The 23,213-nt window shown below is 71.5% G+C and carries 16 protein-coding genes; 8 read left to right on the top strand and 8 right to left on the bottom strand.

The genetic code is table 11. The features are described from left to right. Together IE325_RS22815 and IE325_RS22810 are read right to left on the bottom strand one after the other, a co-directional pair. Positions 1-2,016 (bottom strand): ABC transporter permease, encoded by a 2,016-nt coding sequence (locus tag IE325_RS22815; protein ID WP_190071860.1) that lies wholly within the window; start codon positions 2,014-2,016, stop codon positions 1-3. Between the two features lie 28 nt (positions 2,017-2,044). Further along, a complete protein-coding gene (locus tag IE325_RS22810) occupies positions 2,045-2,767 on the bottom strand; it encodes an ABC transporter ATP-binding protein (protein ID WP_190071859.1) in 723 nt (240 codons plus the stop codon). A gap of 160 nt (positions 2,768-2,927) precedes the next feature. On the opposite strand from IE325_RS22810, the gene IE325_RS22805 reads away from it, so the two are divergent. Then, complete coding sequence (locus tag IE325_RS22805; protein WP_190071858.1) at positions 2,928-4,109, top strand: sensor histidine kinase; 1,182 nt, start codon at positions 2,928-2,930, stop codon at positions 4,107-4,109. Between the two features lie 242 nt (positions 4,110-4,351). Here IE325_RS22805 and IE325_RS22800 read toward each other — a convergent pair whose 3' ends face one another. Beyond that, positions 4,352-5,212 (bottom strand): SAM-dependent methyltransferase, encoded by an 861-nt coding sequence (locus tag IE325_RS22800; protein ID WP_190071857.1) that lies wholly within the window; start codon positions 5,210-5,212, stop codon positions 4,352-4,354. 136 nt (positions 5,213-5,348) lie between these two features. Then, positions 5,349-7,424, bottom strand: coding sequence for a glycoside hydrolase (locus tag IE325_RS22795; protein WP_190071856.1), 2,076 nt, complete (start codon positions 7,422-7,424; stop codon positions 5,349-5,351). 249 nt (positions 7,425-7,673) lie between these two features. Here IE325_RS22795 and IE325_RS22790 point away from each other — a divergent pair, with 249 nt between their 5' ends. From IE325_RS22790 to IE325_RS22765, 6 genes are all read left to right on the top strand, one after another. After that, complete coding sequence (locus IE325_RS22790; protein WP_190071993.1) at positions 7,674-8,699, top strand: LacI family DNA-binding transcriptional regulator; 1,026 nt, start codon at positions 7,674-7,676, stop codon at positions 8,697-8,699. 530 nt (positions 8,700-9,229) lie between these two features. Continuing rightward, entirely contained in the window at positions 9,230-10,210 is a 981-nt protein-coding gene (locus IE325_RS22785; protein WP_229911933.1) for an aldo/keto reductase, read from the top strand. 34 nt (positions 10,211-10,244) lie between these two features. Beyond that, the gene (locus IE325_RS22780) at positions 10,245-11,030 is read left to right on the top strand and encodes an HpcH/HpaI aldolase family protein (RefSeq protein WP_190071854.1); all 786 of its coding nucleotides are present in this window, start codon (positions 10,245-10,247) and stop codon (positions 11,028-11,030) included. Then, positions 11,030-11,983, top strand: coding sequence for a phosphoglycerate dehydrogenase (locus IE325_RS22775; protein WP_190071853.1), 954 nt, complete (start codon positions 11,030-11,032; stop codon positions 11,981-11,983). Before IE325_RS22780 ends, IE325_RS22775 begins: the two co-directional genes overlap by 1 nt. An 86-nt stretch (positions 11,984-12,069) precedes the next feature. Further along, positions 12,070-13,500 carry an Nramp family divalent metal transporter gene (locus tag IE325_RS22770; RefSeq protein WP_190071852.1) on the top strand — a complete coding sequence of 477 codons (1,431 nt, stop codon included), beginning with the start codon at positions 12,070-12,072 and terminating at the stop codon, positions 13,498-13,500. A 113-nt stretch (positions 13,501-13,613) separates the two neighbouring features. Next, positions 13,614-14,741, top strand: a complete 1,128-nt coding sequence (locus IE325_RS22765) for a hypothetical protein (protein WP_190071851.1) — start codon at positions 13,614-13,616, stop codon at positions 14,739-14,741. A gap of 14 nt (positions 14,742-14,755) precedes the next feature. Here the strand turns inward: IE325_RS22765 and IE325_RS22760 are convergent, their stop codons facing one another. Together IE325_RS22760 and IE325_RS22755 are read right to left on the bottom strand one after the other, a co-directional pair. After that, the gene (locus IE325_RS22760; protein ID WP_190071850.1) at positions 14,756-15,961 is read right to left on the bottom strand and encodes a glycoside hydrolase family 64 protein; all 1,206 of its coding nucleotides are present in this window, start codon (positions 15,959-15,961) and stop codon (positions 14,756-14,758) included. Positions 15,962-16,278: 317 nt separating this feature from the next. Further along, the gene (locus IE325_RS22755) at positions 16,279-17,400 is read right to left on the bottom strand and encodes a PP2C family protein-serine/threonine phosphatase (protein ID WP_229911932.1); all 1,122 of its coding nucleotides are present in this window, start codon (positions 17,398-17,400) and stop codon (positions 16,279-16,281) included. Positions 17,401-17,555: 155 nt separating this feature from the next. Here IE325_RS22755 and IE325_RS22750 point away from each other — a divergent pair, with 155 nt between their 5' ends. Next, complete coding sequence (locus IE325_RS22750; RefSeq protein ID WP_229911931.1) at positions 17,556-20,240, top strand: SpoIIE family protein phosphatase; 2,685 nt, start codon at positions 17,556-17,558, stop codon at positions 20,238-20,240. On the opposite strand, the gene IE325_RS22745 is transcribed toward IE325_RS22750, so the two are convergent. Further along, on the bottom strand, positions 20,228-22,117 hold the full coding sequence (locus IE325_RS22745; protein ID WP_190071848.1) for an AMP-binding protein: 1,890 nt from the start codon (positions 22,115-22,117) through the stop codon (positions 20,228-20,230). The two genes, IE325_RS22750 and IE325_RS22745, sit on opposite strands and share 13 nt — an antisense overlap. 56 nt (positions 22,118-22,173) lie before the next feature. Further along, the gene (locus tag IE325_RS22740) at positions 22,174-23,136 is read right to left on the bottom strand and encodes a hypothetical protein (RefSeq protein WP_190071847.1); all 963 of its coding nucleotides are present in this window, start codon (positions 23,134-23,136) and stop codon (positions 22,174-22,176) included. Positions 23,137-23,213 lie beyond the last annotated feature (77 nt).

Raw genomic sequence — 23,213 nt, 5'->3', positions numbered from 1 at the left:
TCAGTCCGCCGTCTGTGCCGGGCCCGCCGTCACCTTCCGCAGCAGCGGCCTGCTCGCGGTGATGGCGGCGAGCATGGCCAGTGCGCCGACGGCCAGGCAGATCACCAGCTCCACGGCACCGGAGGTGTTGATCGTGGTGCCGGCCGCCTTGTTGAGCTGCATGGCACCGAAGGCGCCCATCGCGGTGGTGCCGCCCGCCAGGACGGCCAGCGGGATGACCGTCTCGCGGACGCGGGCCCGGTCGAGGACCTCCAGCGGGGTGCCGGCCAGTCGCAGCAGGCCGTACACGCGGCGCCGGTCGAGGACGTTCGCGGCGGCGGTGAGCCCGGCGGAGGCGGCGGCGACGAGGAAGCTCAGCACCAGGGTGGCGGTGCTCACGGTGGCGACCCGGGCGGTGATGGTGTCGTCCGGAGCGGACACGTACGCCTGCGTGAAAGGGTACCTGCCCGAACCCAGCGGCGTAAGCGCGGTGACGGCCGTGTCGATGCGCTCCTGCCCACCGGGGACATCGGCGATCACGCCGTCGACTCCGCTCAGCAGACTGTCGAAGTCGTCCTCGCTCGTGACGCTGACGGTCGCCGTGACGCCCGCCCGGTGCAACGCGGTACGGGCCTCGGCGGCGGTGTGCCGGGCGTCGGCGGCGTTCGCGGTGATCACCGCCACCTGGCCCTCATGGCTCGGGCCCTCGGAACCCAGCGAGCTGACCGAGAAGAACCCGGCCACGAACCCGGCGAGCACCAGGCCGCTGACGGTGCGCCAGGCCCCGCGCGGGTCGTCGCTGAGCCGGCGCGCGGCCAGCAGCGTGGCCGGGCGCTTGGCGCGGCGGCCCACGATGCGGCCCAGCCGGTCCACGACCCAGGGGCCGAACAGCCAGAACGCGCCGTAGAAGAGCCCCAGCAGGGCGAGGAGTTGCTGGGTCTTCAGCTGGCCGCCCTGGCCCGTGGTCGCCCAGATGTAGAGCAGGACGGCGACGAACAGCAGCAGTCGGATCGCCCGGGTGCGACGAGGATCGGCCTGCTGGGCCACGCCGAGGGGCGAGGTGGCCACCTTGCGCAGCATCGTCACCGCGCTGACCGTGATGAGGGCGGTCACCGCGGCCACGACCGCGGCCAGCCACGGCAGTCCGACCCACAACTGGCCGGTGTACCAGCCGCCGACGCCGTACGGGAGTGCGGCGAGCGCGGGCAGCAGCGCCGTGTAGGCGAGCGCTCCCGCCAGCGCGCCCGCCGCGCCGACTCCCGCCGATTCGGCGGCGGTCATGGCGAGGATCTGGCGCGGTGTCGCCCCGGCAAGGCGCAGGGCGGCGAGCCGCTGTTCACGCCGGGCCGCGCCGAGCCGTCCGGCGGCCGAGGCCAGCACGACGACCGGCATGACGAGCAGCACCACACCCAGCAGCACGGTCCCCTGGTCGGCGCCGGTGAACACGCTCGCCTTGGTGTCGGCGAACCCGGAGACCGGCGCGCGCTTCGTCAGCCCGTCGTCGTAGTAGTTCTGCTCCCCGGCGGTCTTGGCCACGGCCGCGTCACCGGGCGCCCGCCCGACCACCGCGACCAGTTCGTCGGGGGAGGCGAGAGCGGCGGCACCGAGCGTGCCGTAGGTCTTCGTCTTCGGGAAGCGGTCGGCGAGTTGGCCGGCGGGGAGCTTGTGCAGCAGCTCGGCCAGGGCGGGAGAGACGTACACCTGGCCCGGCTTCGGGAAGCCGCTCAGGCCGGGGGGCGCGGGGGTCTGCTCGCGGTCGGGCCGTTGGGCCAGGTTGACGACGGTGACGGGTTCCTGGCGTACGTACGTCGTGGTCGTGACCTGGACCGCCGTCGCGTCCTTGGCCGGTACGGCATCGGGGGTGCGCCATGTCGTGTGGTCGGCGCGGGTGCCCGCACCGAGGGAGACGGCGACCATCACCAGCAGCAGGAACGAGCCGACGGCGGCGGCACCGGCCGCGAGGAGGTGGCTCTGGAGGCCACGGCGGCCGGCGGACCTGGTCAGGTGCCAGGTCAGGGGCAGGACGGGGGAACGCATGGGGCTCTCCGGTGGTGTGCGGTCGGGGTCAGGCGACCGTGTACTGGCTGTAGTTGCTGATGCGGCCGTCGCGGACATGCAGGACGCGGTCGCAGTGCGCGGCGACGTCGGCGTCGTGGGTGACCATCACCAGGGCGGCGCCGGAGGCGCGGGTGACGGATGTGAGAAGCCGGATGACTTCGGCGCTGGTGTTCTGGTCCAGGGCGCCGGTCGGTTCGTCCGCGAAGACGACGTCGGGTTCGACGGCCAGGGCGCGGGCGATGGCGACGCGCTGTGCCTGGCCGCCGGAGAGCTGGCCGGGGCGGCGTCCCTCCAGCCCTTCGAGGCCGAGCGGTGCGAACCAGCGGCGGGCCCGTTCGACGGCCTTCCCGCGCGGCACGCCCTCCAGCATCAGCGGCAGCGCGACGTTCTCCTCGGCGGGCAGCTCCGGCAGCAGCTGGCCGAACTGGAACACGAACCCGAACCGCTTGCGGCGGAGCGCGCTGAGCCGGTTCTCGCCGAGCCTGTCGATGCGCCCCCAGCCTTCGGCCGGGGGGACCCCCATCTCGCTTCGCTCGCCGCGCAGCAGCACCTGGCCGCCGTCGGGCCGGATGATCCCGGCGAGGGTGTGCAGCAAGGTCGACTTTCCGGACCCGGACGGGCCCATGATGGCCAGCGAGTCGCGTTCGCGGACCTCCACGTCGACGCCGGCGAGGGCGGTGGTGGAGCCGTACTTCTTGACGAGGCCGTATCCGGCCAGAACGGTGCTCATGGTGGGGCGTGGCCCTTCTCGGCGCTCGAACTTCCAGGGTGCGGCTCCAATCTCGCCCGCGGGCCCGGGCGCGCGCCTCGGCCGAACGGCCATGGTCGCGGGCGGCTCCTCGGCCGTTCGGCCGATTCCGCAGCCGGGCGGCCGGCCTACTGTGATCGGGATGAAGCCTGCTTCCGCCCGGGGCTGCGCCCGTGGCCTCGCCGTCGGCGTCCTGCTCGCCGCGTCCGTCATCGACGTGGTTCTCTACGCCGGCGCCGACGGGTCGAGTGTCCTGCCGACCGCGGACCCCGTCTGGCAGACCCTGGCCGTGGTGCTCATCGGACTCGCCGCCGTGCTGTGGCCGGCCGGGCGGCGGCCCGAGTGGCTCACCCCTCAGGTGCGCACCGGTGTGCCCGCGCTCGCCTCGATCCTCCTCACAGCGGCATCGCTGCTGGTCGAAGGGCCGGTCGTGTTCGGTCCGGGCGAGATCATGATCCTGCTGTCCCTGCTCTTCATCGCCGTACGGCACTGTCCGTCGCCCTGGGCTCTGGTGTGCGGCGTCCTCGACGCCGTCGCACTGCTCACGCTGCCCGTACGCGGCGATGTGACGCTGAGCAGTGACCTGATGGGCCTGGAGATGATCGGCCTGCTGCTGGTCGGCCTCGTCGGCGGGCTCGCGGGCTATCTGCGCTCGATGGACTACCGGCGCACCGTCGCCGTCAGCGAGACCCGCCGCGGCGAACGCCTCGCCATCGCCGCCGACCTGCACGACTTCGTCGCCCACCACGTGACCGGCATCCTGGTGCAGACCCAGGTGGCCCGCATGATGGCGACCACCCAGCCGCAGGACCTGGACCCCGTCCTGGCCGGCATCGAACGCGCCGCGACCGAGGCCCTCGCCTCGATGCGCCGCACGGTCGGCGTCCTGCGGGACACGCCTTCCGAGGCGGGCCATCGACCGGTCGGCGACCTCGCGGGCATCGCGGAACTGACCGAGGGCTTCGCCACCCCGGGCCAACAGGTCGTCCTGCACCTCGACCCCGCCCTGCCCGACGACCTCCCGCACGAGGTGCAGGCCGCCGCTTTCCGAGTCGTCCAGGAAGCGCTGACCAACATCCGCCGGCACGCGGCCGACGCCACCCGCATCGAGGTCGGGCTGCGCGATGCCACCGGCCGGCTGGAGGTGACCGTGACGGACGACGGCCGCGGCAGCACCCAACTCCCGGCAGCCGCCCACGGCGGCGGCTTCGGCCTCGTCGGCCTCAAGGAGCGGGTGACGGCACTGGGCGGCGAACTGGCGACCGGGCCGCGCGGTGGGGTGGGGTGGGAGGTACGGGCGGTGCTTCCCTCGCGGAAGCCCTGAGGGCGACGTTCCCTCCCCCTCGTGACGCCCCGCATCAGGCGGCCTTCGCGCCGGCCAGGGCGGTGCTCCAGGCGACGACCTCGTCGAACAGCGTGTTCAGCTGGGGCGGTTGGTGCCCGCCGGGCTTGAGGACCGAGTAGTTCTCGAAGTCGGCCGACCCGGCACCCTAACTCCGACTCCCCCGCAGCCGTCCGCCGGCAAAGGGACGTCGGCCACGTCCGGACGATCTGGGCCGAACCGAATCAGTAGCCGGTGCGGCGAGCGTGGAAGAGGCCCCAGCGCAGCTGCTGCCGGCGGGTGAGGTCCGTCCACAGGGGAAGGTTGGCCAGCAGATCGTCGACGTAGGCCGGGCTGATGACGCGGCGCAGTTCGGCGGAGCGGCGGCGCACTTCCTCGTCGAGACGCGCGTAATGGGTGGCGAGGTGCGCGCTGTGGTCGTCGAAGTCGGCCTGCAGGCCGAGCCTGGACAGGCTCTTGAGATAGAAGGACCGCGTCGCCAGGCTCTGCACGCCGAGCCGGGCCAGTGCGGGCCGCAGGGCCTGGGGCGGAGTGTCCTCGGCCGCCATGATGTCCGAGAAGATCAGCGCCCCGCCCGGCTTGAGCACCCGCACCGCCTCGTCCAACGCGCCGTCCCGGTCGGTCACATGGCACAGCACCTCCAAGGACCACACCACGTCGAAGCGCTCCGCCTCGTAGGGCAGGTGATTCAGGGAGCCGGTGACGACTTCGATCAGCCCGTCGAGTCCGCGGCCGGCGTTGGCCTCGCGGTGGCGCCGGTTGTGCTCCTCGCTGAGATCGAGGGCCACCACCCGGCACCCGAACCGCTCGGCGAGCACTCGGGCCGAGCCGCCGTACCCCGAACCAAGGTCGAGCACGGTCGCGCCAGGGCCGAGGAGGTCCGCGATCCGGTCCCCGGCCCGCTGCACGGTGCGGTGGGAGGCCTCCGCGATCCCCTCCTGTTCGTGAGCGTAGATCCCGATATGGATGTCCTCCCCGCCCCAGACAGCGTCGTAGAAGGCGTCGACATCGCTGGTCTCGTAGTAGCGACGGGTCGATTCCTCAGTCTCGGGTGCGCTGCTTCCGCCCTTGGCGTCATCGCTCATGGCCGATGCATTCCCTGCACCGGCACGTGGGATTCACCCTGCTTTGTCGCCCCTCCCGGGCTCGACCCATGGCCATGCATACGACGGCACCGCCCCGGGCCGCGTGAAGGTCGCAGCCGGGGCGGCGCCGTAGGTGTTACCCGGCGCGCGAGCCGTCGCTGTCGGACGCCGTGCCCGTCGTCACCTCCGTCACCTTCCAGCGCTGGTTGGCGCCGGAGTTGGGCTGCCAGACGCCGACCGCGGCGCCTTCGTTCGTGGACTGGCCGCCGACGTCAGGGAGTTGGCCGGTGGCGGCGTTGACGAGGGTCCAGGTGCCGTCGCCGGTGCTGGACATGATCCACTGGGCGGCGTCGTCGCGTCGGCCCTCGTCGGGCTCGGCCACCAGCTTGCCGTCACGGATGGCGAGCCGCTTGTCCTGCGTCGCCTCGGCGAAGACGTACCGCTTGCGGTTGTCGTCGCCGCGGATCTGCTCCACCTTCCACTGCTGACCGGTCGGGTCGGCCGCGGCGCTCTTGATGACGAGGCCGGTGCCGTTGTCGGCGATGGTGAGGTCCTTGCCGCTCTGGACGCCGGTCAGCCGGTAGGTGTGGCCCTTCTGGAGCTCGGCCGCGTCCTTGGCGACACCGGACACACCCTTGACGAGGAAGGACGTCACGGACTGGGCGGGCACGGTGACGGTGGCCTGCTTGCCGGTGACCCGGACCGGCTTCTGCCGTTCCAGCTTGCCGTCGGCGCTGGTCACCACGGGGGTGACGGTGGCGCGGGAGGAGACCCGGCCGAACTTCGACAGGTCGAGGGTGATGTCGCGGGCCTCGGTGGTGCTGTTGACGTGGACGACGGTCGCCGCGTCGCCCTTGCGGGAGACGGCGGCCGCGCTGGAGGTGTCGTCCGTCTTGATCAGCCGGTCGCCGGGCTTGATGTAGTGGGTGAAGTTACGGGCGGTGTCGAACTTGGTGTTGGTGTAGATCGGGCAGCTCTCGAGGGTGTCCTTCGAGGTGCAGCTGAAGGAGAGCTGGATCTCGCCCCAGTTGCCGCCCTTCGCGGACTCACCGCCGGGCTTCATGTTGTCGTAGTCCTCGACGGGCTGCCAGAACACCCAGGCCTTGGGCTCCAGTTCCCGCAGGTCGTCGACGATGCGCTGGGCGAGGCCCAGGCCCGGCCGCATGTCGGTGAAGCTCTGGCCGTCGCCCCAGTCGCCCTCGACCTCGCTCATCCACAGCGGCTTGTCGGCGGCCTTGGCCAGGTCGCGCACGGTGGTGCGCTGGCTGGTGCCGTAGGTGTGGACGTTCATCTGGCCGACGAGGTCGCGGACCTCCTGCGGGTAAGAGTTCCAGTTGGTGGAGAAGGTGCCGGGGTTGGTCTCGTCCATCGCGGAGATCTCGGCGCCGGTCCGTGACTTCTCCAGCGTCGGACCCAGCGCGCGGATCACCTTCTGCTGGAGCTCGGGGCCGATGTGGGCGCCCTCCTGCCGGCCGCCGACGGGTTCGCCGTCCGCGCCGAGCTTGGTGCCCCAGTAGTTGGTGTTCGGCTCGTTGAAGGGGTCGAGGGTGTCGACCTTGATGCCGTGCGCCTTCTCCAGCCGCTCGGTGGCACCCACCAGATACTTGGCGAAGTCGTCGACGGACTCCGTCTTGAGCTGGTCCTTGCCCGCGTCGAAGTTGCCGGAGACGTAGCCGCTCTCGGTCATGAACCACGGCGGCGAGTTGCTGAAGGTCTCCCAGTGGGTGATGTCCTTCTTGATGCGGTCGATCCACCAGCGCTGGGTCTTGTCGGCCTTGTTGTTCCAGTCGGCGGGGTCGTCGGCGTCCCACCAGTCGACGTCCTCGCGGGTGGTGCCCGCCGGGGCCTTCCACCAGCCCTCGACCGCTCCGCCGGCCCGCAGGTAGTCCTTGACGTCGGGGGCGTTGCCGCCGCCGATGTTGTAGCGGGCGATGTTCAGGGCGAGGCCGTCGTCGCCGAAGAGGAGCTTCGCCAGCTTCTCCCGTATCGCGGGCGGGTAGTCGCCGGTGGCGTTGGCGAACCAGACCAGGCTTGTGCCCCAGCCCTCGAACTTCTCCTGCTGGTAGGAGGGGTCGGGCGCGACGGTGACGGAAGCGGCGGCGGTGGTCTCCGCGTGCGCGGCCGGCAGCGTAGTGGCGGCCAGAACGGTCCCGGCCGCGAGGGCCGTGACGCCGACCCCCAGGAGCCTTCTCTTACGGGTGCTGTGTGCCATGTCGAGTACTCCAGCAGGGTTCGGTTAGGTGCGGTTCAGTGCGTTCTCGTCTAGTTTCGGCTCGTAATGTTTACGTAAACATGCACTGGCGGGATGTCTACACTGTCCGAATCTCAGTGGTCAAGGAGTCGTTCCGAACCGAAAGTTGCGCGGTCCGGAGAGCCAGGAGGCAAAGTGGGCACAGCGGACGGTGACGGCACACCGGCGGGCACGAGAAGGCGGGCCGCCCGTCCCCGCCGGGGCGCCTCCATGGCCGACGTCGCGCACCTGGCCGGCGTCTCCTCCCAGACGGTCTCCCGTGTCTCCAACGGCTTCCCCGGCGTCACCGACGAGACCCGGCAACAGGTCATGGCCGCCATGCGGGAGCTGGGCTACCGGCCCAACAGCGCCGCGCGGGCGCTCAAACGCGGCGAGTTCCGCACCCTCGGCGTGATCACCTTCTCCCTCTCCACCATGGGCAACATCCGCACCCTGGAGGCCATCGCCACGTCCGCCGCCCAGCAGGGCTACGCCGTCACGCTCCTGCCCGTCGCCGTGCCGACGCAGGACGAGGTGAACGGGGCCTTCTCCCGGCTGGGCGAACTCGCCGTGGACGCCGTCATCGTCATCATGGAGATCCATCTGCTGGACGCGGCGACCGTCTCACTGCCGCCCGGCGTCCAGGTCGTGGTGGCCGACTCGGACGCCGGGGACCGCTACACCGTGGTCGACACCGACCAGGTGGGCGGCGCCCGCGACGCCGTACGGCATCTGCTGAACCTCGGCCATGACACGGTGTGGCACCTGGCCGGGCCCGAGGACTCGTTCGCCGCCCAGCGCCGCGCCAACGCGTGGCACACCACCCTCACCGAAGCGGGCCGCCGCCCCCCGCCCCTCGTGCGCGGCGACTGGTCGGCCGAGTCCGGCTACCGGGCCGGTCTGCGGATCGCGGAGCAGCAGGACTGCACGGCCGTGTTCGCCGCCAACGACCAGATGGCCCTGGGCCTGCTGCGGGCCCTGCACGAACGCGGCCGCAGGGTCCCCGAGGACATCAGCGTCGTCGGCTTCGACGACATCCCCGAGGCGGCGTCCTTCCTCCCGCCCCTCACCACCGTCCACCAGGACTTCCCCGAAGTGGGCCGACTCTGCGTCGAAGGGGTCCTGAGCAAGATCCGCCGCCCCGGACAGGACCCGACGGGACACGGCACCACGCTCGTCCCGACCCGCCTCGTGCTGCGCGACAGCACCGCTCGGCCGCGCGGCGGGGACGGCCAGGGGGCGCGCCCTCGGTCGTGAACGGGGGCACCCGTACGGCATCTGGCACGCGCCGTCTCACCGCCGGTCAGGACGAGGTCGGGGCGGCGGGCGAGCCCGGCCCTGCCGGCAGCAGGCAGACGTGCCGTGCGCGCCGTGCGCGGTGAGTCTGCGCAATCTGCGCAGCGCTTGTGCCAGTACGGCCGCAACGCCTCGGCGATGGAGCGCGACGCGTCGGCCGTCCGTGCCCGTGCAGGGGGACGCCGTCCGGACGCACGACGTCCCGGAGACCATGCGCACTGTGTCGGGCGGTGAACCAGAGCACGATCGACCCGCCCGGATGATGACACTCCTTGCGCGATTCACGCGAGATCCCTTGCGCGTTCCGCGCAGCCATGCGAGCGTTCCTCATGGCGTCGACGCCTGTCACCCATGGACGGCGACGCCACCCGCCCATGCGACGCACCAGGCGCACCGGGGACGCACATCAGGCGCCCGGCCCGCCGCCCGGCACCACCGGAGATGCGCACATCCGCCACGACATCGCATCACCCGCCCCGGAAGGAAACGCCGTGACCGTCGGCATCGAACTCCCGCACGTCCCCGTCCCGCTGTCCCGTCTCGTCCTCGGCACGATGACCTTCGGCGACACCGTGGACCGCACGACGGCCGCCTCGATGCTGGACGCGGCGCTCGACGCGGGCATCACCGGCGTGGACACCGCCAACGGTTACGCGGGCGGCGAGAGCGAGCGCTTCCTCGCCGAGCTGCTGCCCGGGCGCCGCGACCGGATCGTCCTCGCCACCAAGGCCGGCATCCCGCACCCCGACCAGGGCGACCACGCGCCGCTCTCCCCCGAGGGCCTGCGCGCCGCCCTCGACGGCAGCCTGAAGCGTCTGGGCACCGACCATGTCGACCTCTTCTACCTGCACCAGCCGGACCGCGCGACACCGACGGCCCAGACCCTGGCGACCGTCGCCGAGTTCGTGCGGGAGGGCAAGGTCCTCGCGCTCGGCGTCTCCAACTTCGCCGCCTGGCAGATCGCCGAGCTCGGCCGAGTGGCTCACGAGGTCGGCGCGCCCCGCCCGGTCGTCGCCCAGCAGCTGCACAACCTGCTGGCGCGGCGCATCGAGGAGGAGTACGTCGAGTACGCCGCCGTCACCGGCCTGCGCACCATGGTCTACAACCCGCTCGGCGGCGGCCTGCTCACCGGCCGCCACGCCTTCGGGCAGGCCCCGGGCAGCGGCCGATTCGGTGATTCCAGGCTGGCCGCGATGTACCGCGAGCGGTACTGGAACGAGGACCTCTTCCGCGCCGTCACCGACCTCACCCGTATCGCCGACGACGCGGGCCTGCCGCTGACCGCGCTCGCCCTGCGCTGGCTGCTGTCCCGCCCCTCCACCGACGCGCTGCTGCTCGGCGGTTCGAAGGTCGACCACCTCAGGGCCAATATCGCCGCCGCCGGCGCGGGAGAGCTGCCCGCCGACGTGCTGGCGGCCTGCGACGAGGTGGGCGCCCGCCTCCGCGGCCCGATGCCCGCCTACAACCGCTGACGACCTCCCCGCCCCCTGCAGTTACGGAGACATCATGGCAACCGGCCGCACCTCAGCCGAGTTCACCGCCGCCCTGCGCGCCCGGGAGCGGCTCATCGGTTACTGGTCCCTGCTCGACTCCCCGATCGCCGCCGAGCGCCTCGCCCGCATCGGCTACGACTACCTCGCCTTCGACGCCCAGCACGGACTCTTCGGCTACCAGGGCATGCTGAACAACCTCCTGGCCACCGACACCAAGGGCAGCACCGCCGTCGGCATGGTGCGCGTCGAGGCCAACGACCTCACCTACATCGGCAAGGCGCTGGACGCGGGCGCGACCGCCGTCATCGTCCCGTTGATCGACAACGCCCAGGACGCCGCGGACGCCGTCGCCGCCGTCCGCTACCCTCCGCTCGGCCGCCGCTCGTACGGGCCGATGCGCGCCCAGCTCCGGATCGGGCCCAACCCGGCCGACACCCACGAGCAGACCGCCGTGCTCGCGATGATCGAGACGGCCGACGGTCTCGCCAACGTGGAGGCGATCTGCGCGACGCCCGGCCTCGACGGCATCTACGTCGGCCCGTCCGACCTGCGCCTGGCCATCGGCGGCGCGACGTCCACCGACCCGTCCGTGCAGGAGGAGTTCGAGCAGGCCCTGGCCCGCATCAGCAAGGCGGCCGAGTCGGCGGGGATCGCGGCCGGCATCCACAACGCCGACGGGGCGAGCGCCGCCCGGCGCCTGGCCGAGGGCTACACGTTCGCCACGGTCGCCGCCGACGTCGTACACCTCCAGAAGATCGCCACGTCCCACCTCGAAGCGGCGCGCGGCGGAGCGCGCTGATGCCGTCCACGCTCATCACGACGCCCACCTTCGCCCGGCATTCGGCGCGCCCCTGGCAGATCCTGGACGAGGCCGGGGCGGGACCGTTCCGCCCCCGCGCCGACGCGGCCCTGCCCACCGCCGAACTCCTCACCCACGCCGCCGGGGCGGACGCGTTGATCGTCGGCATGGACACCATCACCGCCGAGGTGCTGGACGCCGCTCCCCGCCTAAAGGTGATCGCCAAGCACGGCGTCGGCGTGGACACCATCGACGTGGCCGCCGCCCACGCGCGCGGCATACCGGTGGTGTGCGCGCCGGGCAGCAACTCCCGTGCGGTGGCCGAGTACAGCTTCGGTCTGCTCCTGTCGGCGGCGCGCTCCCTCACCGCCTCGCACAGCGCGGTGGAGTCGGGCGGCTGGCCGAAGTTCTTCGGCCCCGAGCTGCACGGCAGAACGCTCGGCATCATCGGCTTCGGCCGTATCGGCCGTCTGCTCGCCGGCTACGCCCAGGCCTTCGGGATGCGCGTACTCGCCCACGACCCGTACGTCACCGACGACGACGTCCGCGCGCGCGGAGCCGAACCGGCCGCCCTCGACGAGCTGTTGGTCCGCGCCGACGCCGTCAGCCTGCACTCCCCGCCCGACCCGTCCGGCACGCCACTGCTGAACCGGGCCCGCCTCGCGGCGATGCGGCCGGGCGCGATCCTGGTCAACGCGGCACGCGGCGGCCTGGTCGACGAGAGCGCGCTCGCCGCCCTGCTGCATTCCGGGCACCTCGGGGCCGCCGCCCTCGACGCCTTCAGCACCGAGCCCCTGCCCGCCGACCACCCCTTGCGCGAGGCGCCCCGCACCCTCCTCACCTCGCACATGGCCGCCTGCACTCCGGAGGCCAACCAGGCCATGGGCGCGATGGTGGCCGAGGACGTCGTGCGCGTACTGGCGGGCGAGGCGCCCCACCACCAGGCCCGCTGAGCCCGGTCACCTCCAAACCCGCCCCCCCCACGCCCGTCCCCATACCGGATACCGGCGACGACGCCGGAGGATCCCTAGGACCTGACATGGCCATAACGTCGACCGACGGCGCCGCCGCGGCACCGCCACCCCCGCAGCCCGACCCGTACGCGCTGCGCGCCGAAGACGCCCGCCCGGCCCCCGACACCTTCCGCGGCCGCCTGCGCCACCTCGGCCCCGGGCTCATCCTGTCCGCCGCGGTCGTCGGCTCCGGTGAGCTGATCACCACCACCGCGCTCGGCGCGAAGGCGGGCTTCGCCCTGCTGTGGCTCGTGATCATCTCCACCGCGGTCAAGGTCTGGGTGCAGATGGAGCTGGCCCGCTGGACCATTCTCAACGGCCGCCCCGCGCTGGACGGCTTCCGTGACGTCGGCCCCCGCATCGGCCGCCTCAGCTGGATCAACTGGCTGTGGATCGGCATGGACTTCGCCAAGATGTTCCAGCGCGGCGGCATCATCGGCGGTACCGCGGCCGCCTGTTCCATCCTCTTCCCGATCCACGGCGGGTCGCTGAGCACCGCCTCCCTCACGATCTGGGCCGTGATCGTCACCGCCGCGGCCATCCTCATCCTCCAGACGGGCAAGTACCACGTCGTGGAGCGGGTGGAGGTCATCGGCATCACGCTCAAGACGGTGATCACCGTCGGCCTGGCCCTCGCCCTTCCTCTGACCGCCTTCGGCTACGGCACCGACCAGCTCGTCGACGGGCTCAGCTTCCAGATCCCGGCCGGCACGGTCGGCATCGCCCTCGCCATGTTCGGCATCACGGGAGTCGGCGCCGACGAGATGACGACGTACACCTACTGGTGTCTGGAGAAGGGCTACGCCCGCTGGACCGGCCCGGACGACGGGACCGAGCAGCGCGCCCGGCGCGCCGAGGGCTGGCTCAAGGTCATGCGGCTCGACGTGGGCGTGTCCTGGATCGTGTGCACCCTGTGCACTCTGTCGTTCTACGTGATCGGCGCCTCGGTGCTGCATCCGCAGGGTCTGGTGCCCGAGGGCAACGACATGATCACCACGCTGTCGCACAGCTACACCGACACGCTCGGCCCCTGGGCCGAGTACCTCTTCCTGGCCGGCGCGATCTCCGTGCTCTTCTCGGTCACTGTCGCCTCGTCGGCCAGCGTCCCTCGGCTGTGGACCAACACCCTCGGTCTGCTCGGCGTGATCGACTGGAAGGACATGCGCGTCCGCACCCGCACCATCCGGATCCTCACCTGGTGCCTGCCCCCGGTGTGGATGTCGTTCTTCCTGTGGGTCCAGTCCCCGGTCCTGATGGTGCAGATCGGCGGCATCGGCGGCGGCATCTTCCTCCTCGCCGTGGTGATCGCGGTCTGGCGCCTGCGCTACACCGGCGTCCCGCCCCGCTTCCGCGCCAACCTCTGGCTCACCGCCGCCCTCGTCATCAGCAGCGCGGCGATCCTCTTCCTCGGCGTGTACGGGGTGCTCAACACCCTGGGCCTGACGCCGGGCGCCTGAACCGGCATCGCTGGGATTTCGGGGGGATTTGTCACTTGGACGACTAGACCTGCGCGGTTCACTGATTCACGGTGGTTCCTCCTGTCTGCCCATCCGACTGGAGGGACCCAGCGGTGAGACGAAGACGATTCTTAGCAGGGGCGATCGGCACGGCCTCGGGGTTCGCGCTCGGCCCGGCCGTGGCCCGGGCCGATGTACCGGCGCCCCGGGCAGAAGGCTGGCAGGCCGTGCCGGCGCCCGGCAGCACTCCGGCCGCTCAGCTGCGCCGTATCGCCGCTGCCGGACCTCAACTGGCCTGGGCGGTGGGCGAGGAGGGGCGGGCCGGACCGTCGCAGGGACGGGGGCTGGCCATGCTCTGGAACGGCGGTGCCTGGACGAAGACCGACCTGTCGCATCTGAGCCACACCCGATTGACCGACGTCGCCGGTGTCTGCGCCGCCTCGGCATGGAGTGTGGCCCAGCCGGTCGGGACCGGTAGCCCGCTGCTGCGCTGGGACGGGACGACTTGGCGCGAGGCCACGTTCCCGGGCGTGGGTGAGTCGGACGTCCGCCTCACCGCGGTGGCGGTCGGCCCGGACCGGCAGGTGTGGATCTGCGGCAGTCGGGGCGGCGGCGTCCGGCTGCTCCACGGGGATGGCGGGGAGTGGCAATGGCTGGACCCGCTCCCTGTCGAGAGCGCGAGTCTGTACCGGGTCGTCCTGCGCTCCTCGGGTGAGGTCTGGGTGAGCGGTGACCAGTCGAACGGCGGCGGCTGGTCGGGACTTGTGGCCCGCTGGGACGGGTCGTGGACGGTCCTGCCCCCGATCGCGGGCTTGCGGCTGGGCGTCGCCGATCTCCACGCGGCCGGTCCGGACGACGTCTGGGCGGTGGGCACCGAGGCCGGCATCGGCGGCCCGCCCGGCCGCCCCGGCAGCCCTGCCCTGAGCCACTGGGACGGCACCTCCTGGACGCGGGAGGAAGTGGGCTTCACCGTCGGGTCGTTGAGCGGAATCGCCGGCGACGCACAGGGCCGCGCCGTATGGATCACGGGCTGGAACTACCGGGACCAGAGCCGCAGTACCTATCTGCACCGCGACGGCGACGCCTGGACCGTCGTCCGAGGCCCGGCCGGGGGTACGGCGCCGGCGCCGTACCTCAACGACGTGACCTCCGTCCCAGGCATCACGAGCTTCTGGTCGGTCGGCATGACCAGCCCCACACCGGCACCTCCCACCGAGGCCTACACCGAACGCCTCGAATGACCTGGCCTCTGAGGTCAGTTGAAGGGCTCCAGGGTGAGGTAGGCCTGGCGCGGGCTGCCGTCGTGAACGAGTGACTCGTGATGGCCGACGTCGTCGAAGGCGAACGCGTACGCCTTCCCGTCGGCCATCTGCGCGTGGATCGCCCGGGCGTAGTGGTTGGTGACTCCGTCCTTGTAGAAGGCATCGGCACCGGAGTCGGGTTGGTCGGGGTTGACCAGGAGCGTGGAGCGGTTGAACCCCGCGCAGAGCGTGCGGGAGATCGGGCCGCGTACGAGGTCGTTCGGTGCGTCGAGCTTCCTGTGGCAGCCGAAGACTGAGGAGGCGTCCGGCTTCTCGAAGCTGGTGACGACCGTGCCTGCGCTGTTGGTGAAGTTCATGACGCCGCCGGAGACCCGGCCGTGGTACTTGGTGGCGGGCTGGTCGGCGAAGGGCGTGACCGTCAGTGTCGAGGTGGCGTACTTCTGCCAGACGCGGTTGACGTAGTCGTCCATGACCGACGCCGGCAGTGCCCCGGTCTCCACTCCGTACAGCGGCGACAGGGCGCGCAGCACGCTGCCGTCGGGGCGGGTCTGGATCAGGTTGGCCCAGCCTCCGGGTTGTGCCCTGAGGGCGTTGAGGGCGCCGTTGTACCCGCCGGGCTTGAGCCGGCCGGTGCTCGCGGTGCTGCCGTCCGCTCGCTGTACGCCGACCGCGTACGGCGCGGAGAACATGTCGACCTGGGTGCTGTTGAGCCACAGGCCGGAGTCGTTCAGTGTGTACTCCGACCAGTTGAACAGAATGTTCCGGTTCGGGTCGGTCGGGTTCTGCACGGCGGGCTGGACCAGGCCTCCGGTGGTCAGCTTGAACACCAGCTTCTGGCCGTAGGAGAAGTACACGCGGCCGGAGAACTTCGGTATGCGGATGGTCGCCGACTGCCCCGCCGCAGGGCCCGGGATCGAGGCGTCCGGCGCGGGAGTGGGCGGATTCCCACCCGCCGGCCAGGGATGGAACGTGCCGCCCGCGTCGGCCCACCCCTGTCGTCCGGTCGACAGTTCGGTGCCCAGGTTGTAGATGAACACCTGCTCGCCGCGGGCCGAGTTGTTGGTGATCTTCAAGGGGATCGTCGCGGGGACGGCGGCGTGGGCCGGCGCCCCCACGCCGGTCCCGAGCAGTGCGCCCGCGAGAACCGTGATGAGGGACCATCTCACGGCTGCGGCCCGGTGTCGGAGTGTCCGTAACATGCCCTGTCTCCGTTCGACGACGGCCGATTCGAGAAATTCTGAGAGCGCTCTCAGCGTTGCGCTTTGGTCCGGACCTGTCAATGAACCGGGAGGGAAGCGCCTCCCCGACAGGCCGCCACAAAGGCTCCCCCTCGGTCCCGCTCCCCGGAGCGCCTCAGCGCGAGGCCCGCGATGTCGTCGTCGAGCCGCCCGCCGCGCTGCCCTGGAGTGGTCCCGCGCCTCCGATACGCCGTCCGCGTGGAGCAGCAACTGATCGTCGGCGGCGCGAAGCCGTACAGACCCGCCAATGAAGTGCCTCGGCAGACCGGCACAAGCGCTCAGAGCTCCACGCCCGCCTCCCCCCGATCCCGCACCCCGGAGCGCCTCAGCGCGAGAGCCGCGATGTCGTCGTCGAGCCGTCCACCGCTGTGCTGGAGCAGGTCCCGGTGGAGCTGGTCCAGCAGCTCGCGGGGATGCTCCAGGCCCTGCTCCCGCATCCAGTCCGGCAGCGGGAAGAACTGGCCGGAGTGGTCCCGGGTCTCCGATACGCCGTCCGTGTAGAGCAGTAGCTGGTCGCCGGGGGCGAAGGCGACCATGTCGACCCAGTAGCGGTCGCCGATGAGCGCCGCGAGGTTGAGGGGCGGGGAGGGGACGGTGGGCTCCAGGACCCGGACCTTTCCGCAGTGCGCGATCAGCGGCGGGGGGTGCCCGCAGTTGAGGAGGCGCAGGTGGCCGCCGCCGTGCGGGATCTCGGCGAGGAGCGCGGTGGCGAAGTGCTCGGGCTCGTCCTGAGCGGGGAACGCGGCGCTGTGGCGCGTGACGGTGGTCTCCAGGCGTTGGACGATGCCCTGGAGGTCGGGTTCGTCGTACGCGGCCTCCCGGAAGCAGCTGATCACCGCCGAGGCCGCCCCCACCGCGGACAGACCTTTGCCCCGTACGTCGCCTATGAGCAGCCGGACGCCGTGCGGGGTGCCGATGGCCTCGAAGAAGTCGCCGCCGATCCGGGCCTGTTCCTGGGCCGCGAGATACAGCGATTCGATCTCGACCTCGTCGATACGGCGCGGCAGCGGGCGCAGCAGCACCTTCTGGGCCGCGTCGGCGACGAGCCGTACCTGGAAGAGGATCTCCTCGCGCTGGATGCGGACATGGCTCCCGTAGGCGGCCGCCAGGGTGACCGCGATGATCGCGGCCGACGTGTACTGCGTTCCCAGGTCGGTGTAGAAGAGGCTGAGGACGATCATGAGGAGCAGGCAGAGCGCGCCCAGCAGCATCGTGGGGAGCACGGGCCACATCGCGGCGGCGAGGGCCGGCGCGGCGGGCAGGAGACGGCTGACGGCGATCTCCCTGGGCGTGGAGAACGCCAGGGTGGCGATGAGGACGGTCAGGACCACGGGTGACAGCCGGGCAGCTTCCCATCGGCCGCTGTAGGCGGGGCGACGGCGCCACAGCCGTGCAGACATGATCACAAAATGCATCATATCGACCTAAATGCCTATCGGGCGCGGAAGGATCATGCACCGCGCACGAGAATCCCCGGCGGACGGCCGGGCCCGGAGGGGAGCGCGGATCGGGGCGGGCTCTGGCCACTTGGGATCACCGATGCTAGAAAGGTCGCATGGCGAATCGTTTCGCCCGTTTTCATCCCCTCTCGCTCAAGCGTCTGATCAGCAAGAGCACGCGCAGCGTGGCCGGGCAGGTGCTGGTTTTCCAGGTGGCTCTGGTCGTGCTGCTCGTGGCCTGCGGCGTCTTCGCTCTCATCCTGCAGTCGGAGCGGGACACCAACGCCGAGGCCAGGCGCCGCTCGACCGCCGTGGCACAGACCTTCGCGCACTCACCGGGCGTCCTGGCGGCGTTGCAGGCCCCGGATCCGAGCAAGATCCTCCAGCCGCTCACCGAGGAGGCGCGCCGGGCCGCCGGCGTCGACTTCATCGTGGTCATGGACACCGAGGGCATCCGCTACACGCACCCCTTGCCGGACCGGATCGGCAAGCGGTTCGTGGGCGAGATCGGGCCGTCGCTCGCGGGGAAGGTCTACGTCGAGAACGTCAACGGCCCGCTGGGTCGCGAGGTGCAGGCCACGGTCCCGATCGAGGACGCCGACAGCAAGGTGGTGGGCCTCGTCTCGGCCGGGATGAAGGTCAAGAACGTCGAGAGCCAGCTGGCCAGGCAACTGCCGATCATCCTGGGCGCCGGGGCCGGAGCGCTCGTGCTGTCCACCGGTGTGACGGCGCTGGTGGGCAGGCGGCTGCGACGGCAGACCCACAGCCTGGGCCCGGACGAGATGACCCTGATGTACGAGCACCACGACACGGTGCTCCACTCCGTCCGCGAAGGGGTGCTGATCGTGGCCGCGGACGGGCGGCTGATGCTGGCGAACGACGAGGCCAGACGGCTGCTGGAGCTGCCCCCTGACGTCGAGGGACGGCATGTCTCGGACCTGCCGGGTCTCGATCCCGGGACGAAGGCGCTGCTCGCGTCCGGGCGCGAGGCCACCGACGAGGTGCACCTGGCGGGAGAGCGGCTGCTCGCCGTCAACCAGCGGCCCACGGAGCGTGCGGGCGGCCCCGAGGAGACGGTGGTGACGCTGCGCGACTCCACCGAGCTGCAGGCGGTCACCGGCAGGGCGGAGGTGGCGCGGGAACGGCTCAGACTGCTGTACGACGCCGGACTCCACATCGGTACCACCCTGGACGTGCTGCGCACCGCCGACGAGTTGGCGCGGGTCCCCATCCCCCGCTTCGCGGACTTCGTCACCGTGGACCTCGCCGACGCCGTCCTGCACGGCGAGGAACCGGCCCCCACGGGCACGGACATGCGACGCGCGGCCGTGAGCGGCATCCGGGACGACCATCCGCTCTCCGAACCGGGCCGGCTCTTCGACTATCTGCCCGCCACGCCCCAGGCGCGCGGCTTCGGCAGCGGCGCCTCCCAGCTGGTGAGCGATCTACCGAACGCCACGGGCTGGCGCGTGCAGGACCCGGAACGCGCCAGGGCGATCATCGACCACGGCATCCACTCCCTCATCACCGCGCCCATCCAGGCCCGCGGCGTCGTGCTGGGCATGGCCAGCTTCTGGCGCGCACAGCAGCACGAGCCCTTCAACGAGGAGGACCTGTCGCTGGCGGAGGAGCTGGTGGCCCGGGCCGCGATCAGCATCGACAACGCCCGCCGCTACACGCGCGAGCACACCCTGGCGGTCACCCTCCAGCGCAGCCTGCTGCCCCAGGCCATGCCCGAGCAGAACGCCCTCGACATCGCCTACCGCTACCTCCCCGCCCAGTCCGGCGTGGGCGGTGACTGGTTCGACGTGATTCCCATGCCGGGGAGCCGGGTGGCGCTGGCCGTCGGCGATGTCGTCGGCCACGGCCTCCACGCCGCCGCCACGATGGGACGGCTGCGGACCGCGGTGCACAACTTCTCCGCCCTCGATCTGCCACCCGACGACATGCTGAGCCACCTGGACGACCTGGTCGGGAGCATCGACCAGAACGAGGCGGCGGAGAGCGCGGCGGGCGTCGTGGGCGCCACCTGCCTCTACGGGATCTACGACCCCGTCACGCGCCGCTACGTCATGGCGCGGGCGGGGCATCTCGCGCCCGCGCTGGTCCATCCCGACGGAACCGTCACCTTCCCGGAGCTGCCGGCCGGGCCGCCCCTGGGCCTGGGCGGCATGCCGTTCCAGACGGCGGAGCTGTGCCTCCCGGAGGGAACCCAGCTCGTCCTGTACACCGACGGCCTCATCGAGGACCGCAGGCGCGACCTGGACGTGGGCATGGAACTGCTGCGCGACGCCCTGACGGGTCACCCGGGTCGGTCGCCCGAGGACACCTGCCAGGACGTGCTGGACAGCCTGCTCCCCGAGCGCCCCAAGGACGACGTCGCCCTGCTCGTCGCCCGCACCCGGGAACTGCCGGCCGACCGGATCGCCGACTGGGACGTGCCGCCGGACCCGGCCGCCGTCGCGGGGATGCGCGACGCCGTGTCCCAGAAGCTCGAAGCATGGGACCTGTCGGAACTCGGCTTCACCATGGAACTCATCCTGAGCGAGCTGATCACCAACGCCATCCGCTACGGCTCCGGGCCGATCCATGTACGGCTGATCCGCGACCGCACACTGATCTGCGAGGTCGCCGACTGCAGCAGCACCTCACCGCATCTGCGGTACGCCGCGACGACCGACGAGGGCGGCCGGGGCCTGTTCCTGGTGTCGCAGATGGCAGAGCGCTGGGGCACCCGGTACACCCCGCAGGGCAAGGTGATCTGGGCGGAACAGGCCCTGCCGGAGGCTCAGACCGTGTGATCGGGGTGGTGGAGCAGCGGGCGCAGGGTCTCGATGACGCTCGGGTCGTCGATCGTGGACGGGATGGGTTCGTCGTGGCCGTCGGCGATACCGCGCATCGTCTTGCGCAGGATCTTCCCCGAGCGGGTCTTGGGCAGGGCGGCCACGACGGCGACCTCCTTGAGGGAGGCGACGGCACCGATGCGCTCGCGGACGAGCTGCACCAGTTCGGCCTCGACCTCCCCCGGGTCGCGCTCGGTGCCCGCTTTCAGGACGACGAAGCCGCGCGGAACCTGTCCCTTGAGGTCGTCGGCGACACCGATCACGGCGCACTCCGCGACATCGGGATGGGCGGCCAGGGCCTCCTCCATGCTGCCGGTGGACAGCCGGTGTCCGGCGACGTTGATGACGTCGTCGGTGCGGCCCATGACGTACACGTAGCCGTCCTCGTCGAGGTGTCCGCTGTCGCCGGTCAGGTAGTAGCCGTCGTAGGCGGAGAGGTAGGAGGCGACGAAGCGGGCGTCGTCGTTCCAGAGGGTGGGCAGTGAACCGGGCGGCAGGGGGAGCTTCACGACGATGGCGCCGTCGACGCCGGGCGGCACGGGCTGTCCGGCGGGGTCGAGGACGCGGACCTCCCAGCCCGGCAGGGGAAGGGTGGGTGAGCCGGGTTTGACGGGGGCGGCCTCGATGCCGACCGGGTTGGCGACGATCGGCCAGCCGGTCTCCGTCTGCCACCAGTGGTCGATCACCGGGATGTCCAGAAGGGCGCTCGCCCAGCTGTAGGTCTCGGGGTCGAGGCGCTCGCCGGCGAGGAACAGGTAACGCAGCCGGGAGAGGTCGTAGTCGGCGGCTAGGGTGCCCTTCGGGTCCTCCTTCCTGATGGCCCGGAAGGCGGTGGGCGCCGTGAACATGGTCTTGACGCCGTGCTCGGCGGCGACCCGCCAGAACTGGCCCGCGTCCGGGGTGCCGACCGGCTTGCCCTCGTACAGCACGGTCGTGGCGCCCGCCAGTAGCGGCCCGTAGACGATGTACGAGTGCCCGACGACCCAGCCGACATCGGACCCGGTGAACATCGTCTCGCCGGGGCCGATGTCGTAGACGGCGCCCATCGACCAGTGCAGCGCCACGGCACAGCCGCCGCAGTCGCGGACAACTCCCTTGGGTTTCCCGGTCGTTCCGGACGTGTAGAGGATGTAGAGCGGGTCGGTCGCGGCCACGGGAACACAGGCGGCCGGTGCCGCGTCGGCGACCAGGTCGGCCCAGTCGAGGTCGTCCGGTCCCAACTCGGCGGGTTCCTGGGGGCGTTGCAGGATGACCCGCTTCTGCGGCTTGTGCCCGGCGAGTTCGATCGCGCGGTCCAGCAGCGGCTTGTACGGGATGACGCGCTTGCCCTCGATGCCGCAGGAGGCGGAGACGACCACCTTGGGGGTGGCATCGTCGATGCGGACCGCGAGTTCGGGCGGGGCGAACCCGCCGAAGACGACCGAGTGGACGGCGCCGATGCGGGCGCAGGCCAGCATCGCGATGGCGGCCTCGGGGACCATCGGCATATAGATGACCACGCGGTCGCCGTGCCCCACACCGAGCCCGGCGAGCGCCCCGGCGAAGGCCGCCACCTCGTCCCTCAGCCGGGCGTAGGTGTAGGTGCGCCGGGTGCCGGTCACCGGGGAGTCGTAGACGAGGGCGGGCTGTTCGCCCCGGCCCGCCTCGACATGCCGGTCCACGGCGTTGAAGCAGACGTTGAGCCGGCCGTCCGGGAACCAGCGGTGGAAGGGCGCGCCCGAGGAGTCCAGGGCTCGGGACGGCGCCACGTCCCAGTCGACGCCTTCCGCCGCCCGCAGCCAGAAGCTCTCCGGGTCTTCGAGGCTGGCCCGGAAGACGTCCTCGTACATTCCCATCGCGCTCTCCTTGACCAGAGTCGTGGTGGCCCGTCCGCCACCATGTCACACGTTGATCACGAGCGGTCCTCGAGGATCTCCTCGGCTCTGCGTGCGGCGTCGTCGTTCCAGCGGCGCTGCGCCTCCAGTTTCGCCCGGTGCTCGGCGATGAGCTCCTTCTGGACATGTACGTCGATGGCATGCACGGTGCGGACGTAGCCGGTCCGCCGCTTGCAGCGGGCGTCGGCGGTCGCGGTCCGCTTCTCCAGCGCGGAGGGCTCGTCGGGGTCGCGGGACGACCCGTTCAGCCGTTGCTCCAGCTCCTGGCTCCGGCGGTCCTCGCCGAGTTCGGCGTCCCTGGGGGTGGCGTAGCGGTAGCCCGCTTCGCGCATACAGGCCGACCACTTCTGGTCCGCCTGTTTCCAGGCGGGAGCGGCCATCCCCTGCTGGATGCTCTTGGTGCCCAGGTCCAGGACGGGGTCCGTCCGGTCCTGCGGATTCGTCCCGTGAATCGCGCGGTCCGCCTCACCGAGACAGCCGCGCCTGGGGATGGGGTGGCCGTGCACGCTCTTCGGGTCCTCCCCGACGAACTGGCCGGTGAGCGCGAGGTATTCGGACAGGGTCCAGCTCCTGTCCGGGTAGCGGTGCTCGTGCTCGATCCGCGCCGCCTGATAGCCGTACCGCGCGGCCTGCTCGGGGTCCTGGACGCCGTAGCGCAGGTCGTCGGAGGCGTAGGCGGTGAGCTCCAGCATGCCTGTGCCCGCCGGGCGTCGGGGCCAGGCGGGGACGGGGTCGATGTCCAGGTTCTCCAGGTCCTCGAAACCGAGGCGGACCATGCACTCCTTGGCGAGCGTCCACCGCGCCCTGCCGACCGTGACGACGTCGTCGTCGGACATGTCGTAGGCGTCGAGCGGCTGGAAGCGCGGGTCGTTCGGGGAGGTGGGGCTCGCGTCCGACGCGGGCGGTCCGGACCCCTGCCCGCATCCCGCGAGGACGAGGGTCAGGGCGAGGACCGGCAGGAGGGGGGCGGCTGTGCGCATGGGCTCACCCCATCAGGGCCCGGGAAAGGCGGACCGTGGCGGAGGCCACACTTCCGGGTCACAGCCGCATCACGGCT

This window comes from Streptomyces lanatus (assembly GCF_014655715.1).
GTDB lineage: Bacteria > Actinomycetota > Actinomycetes > Streptomycetales > Streptomycetaceae > Streptomyces > Streptomyces lanatus.
The sequence above is the reverse complement of the archived record's forward strand: the minus strand, read 5'-3'. Positions and strand labels throughout refer to the sequence as shown.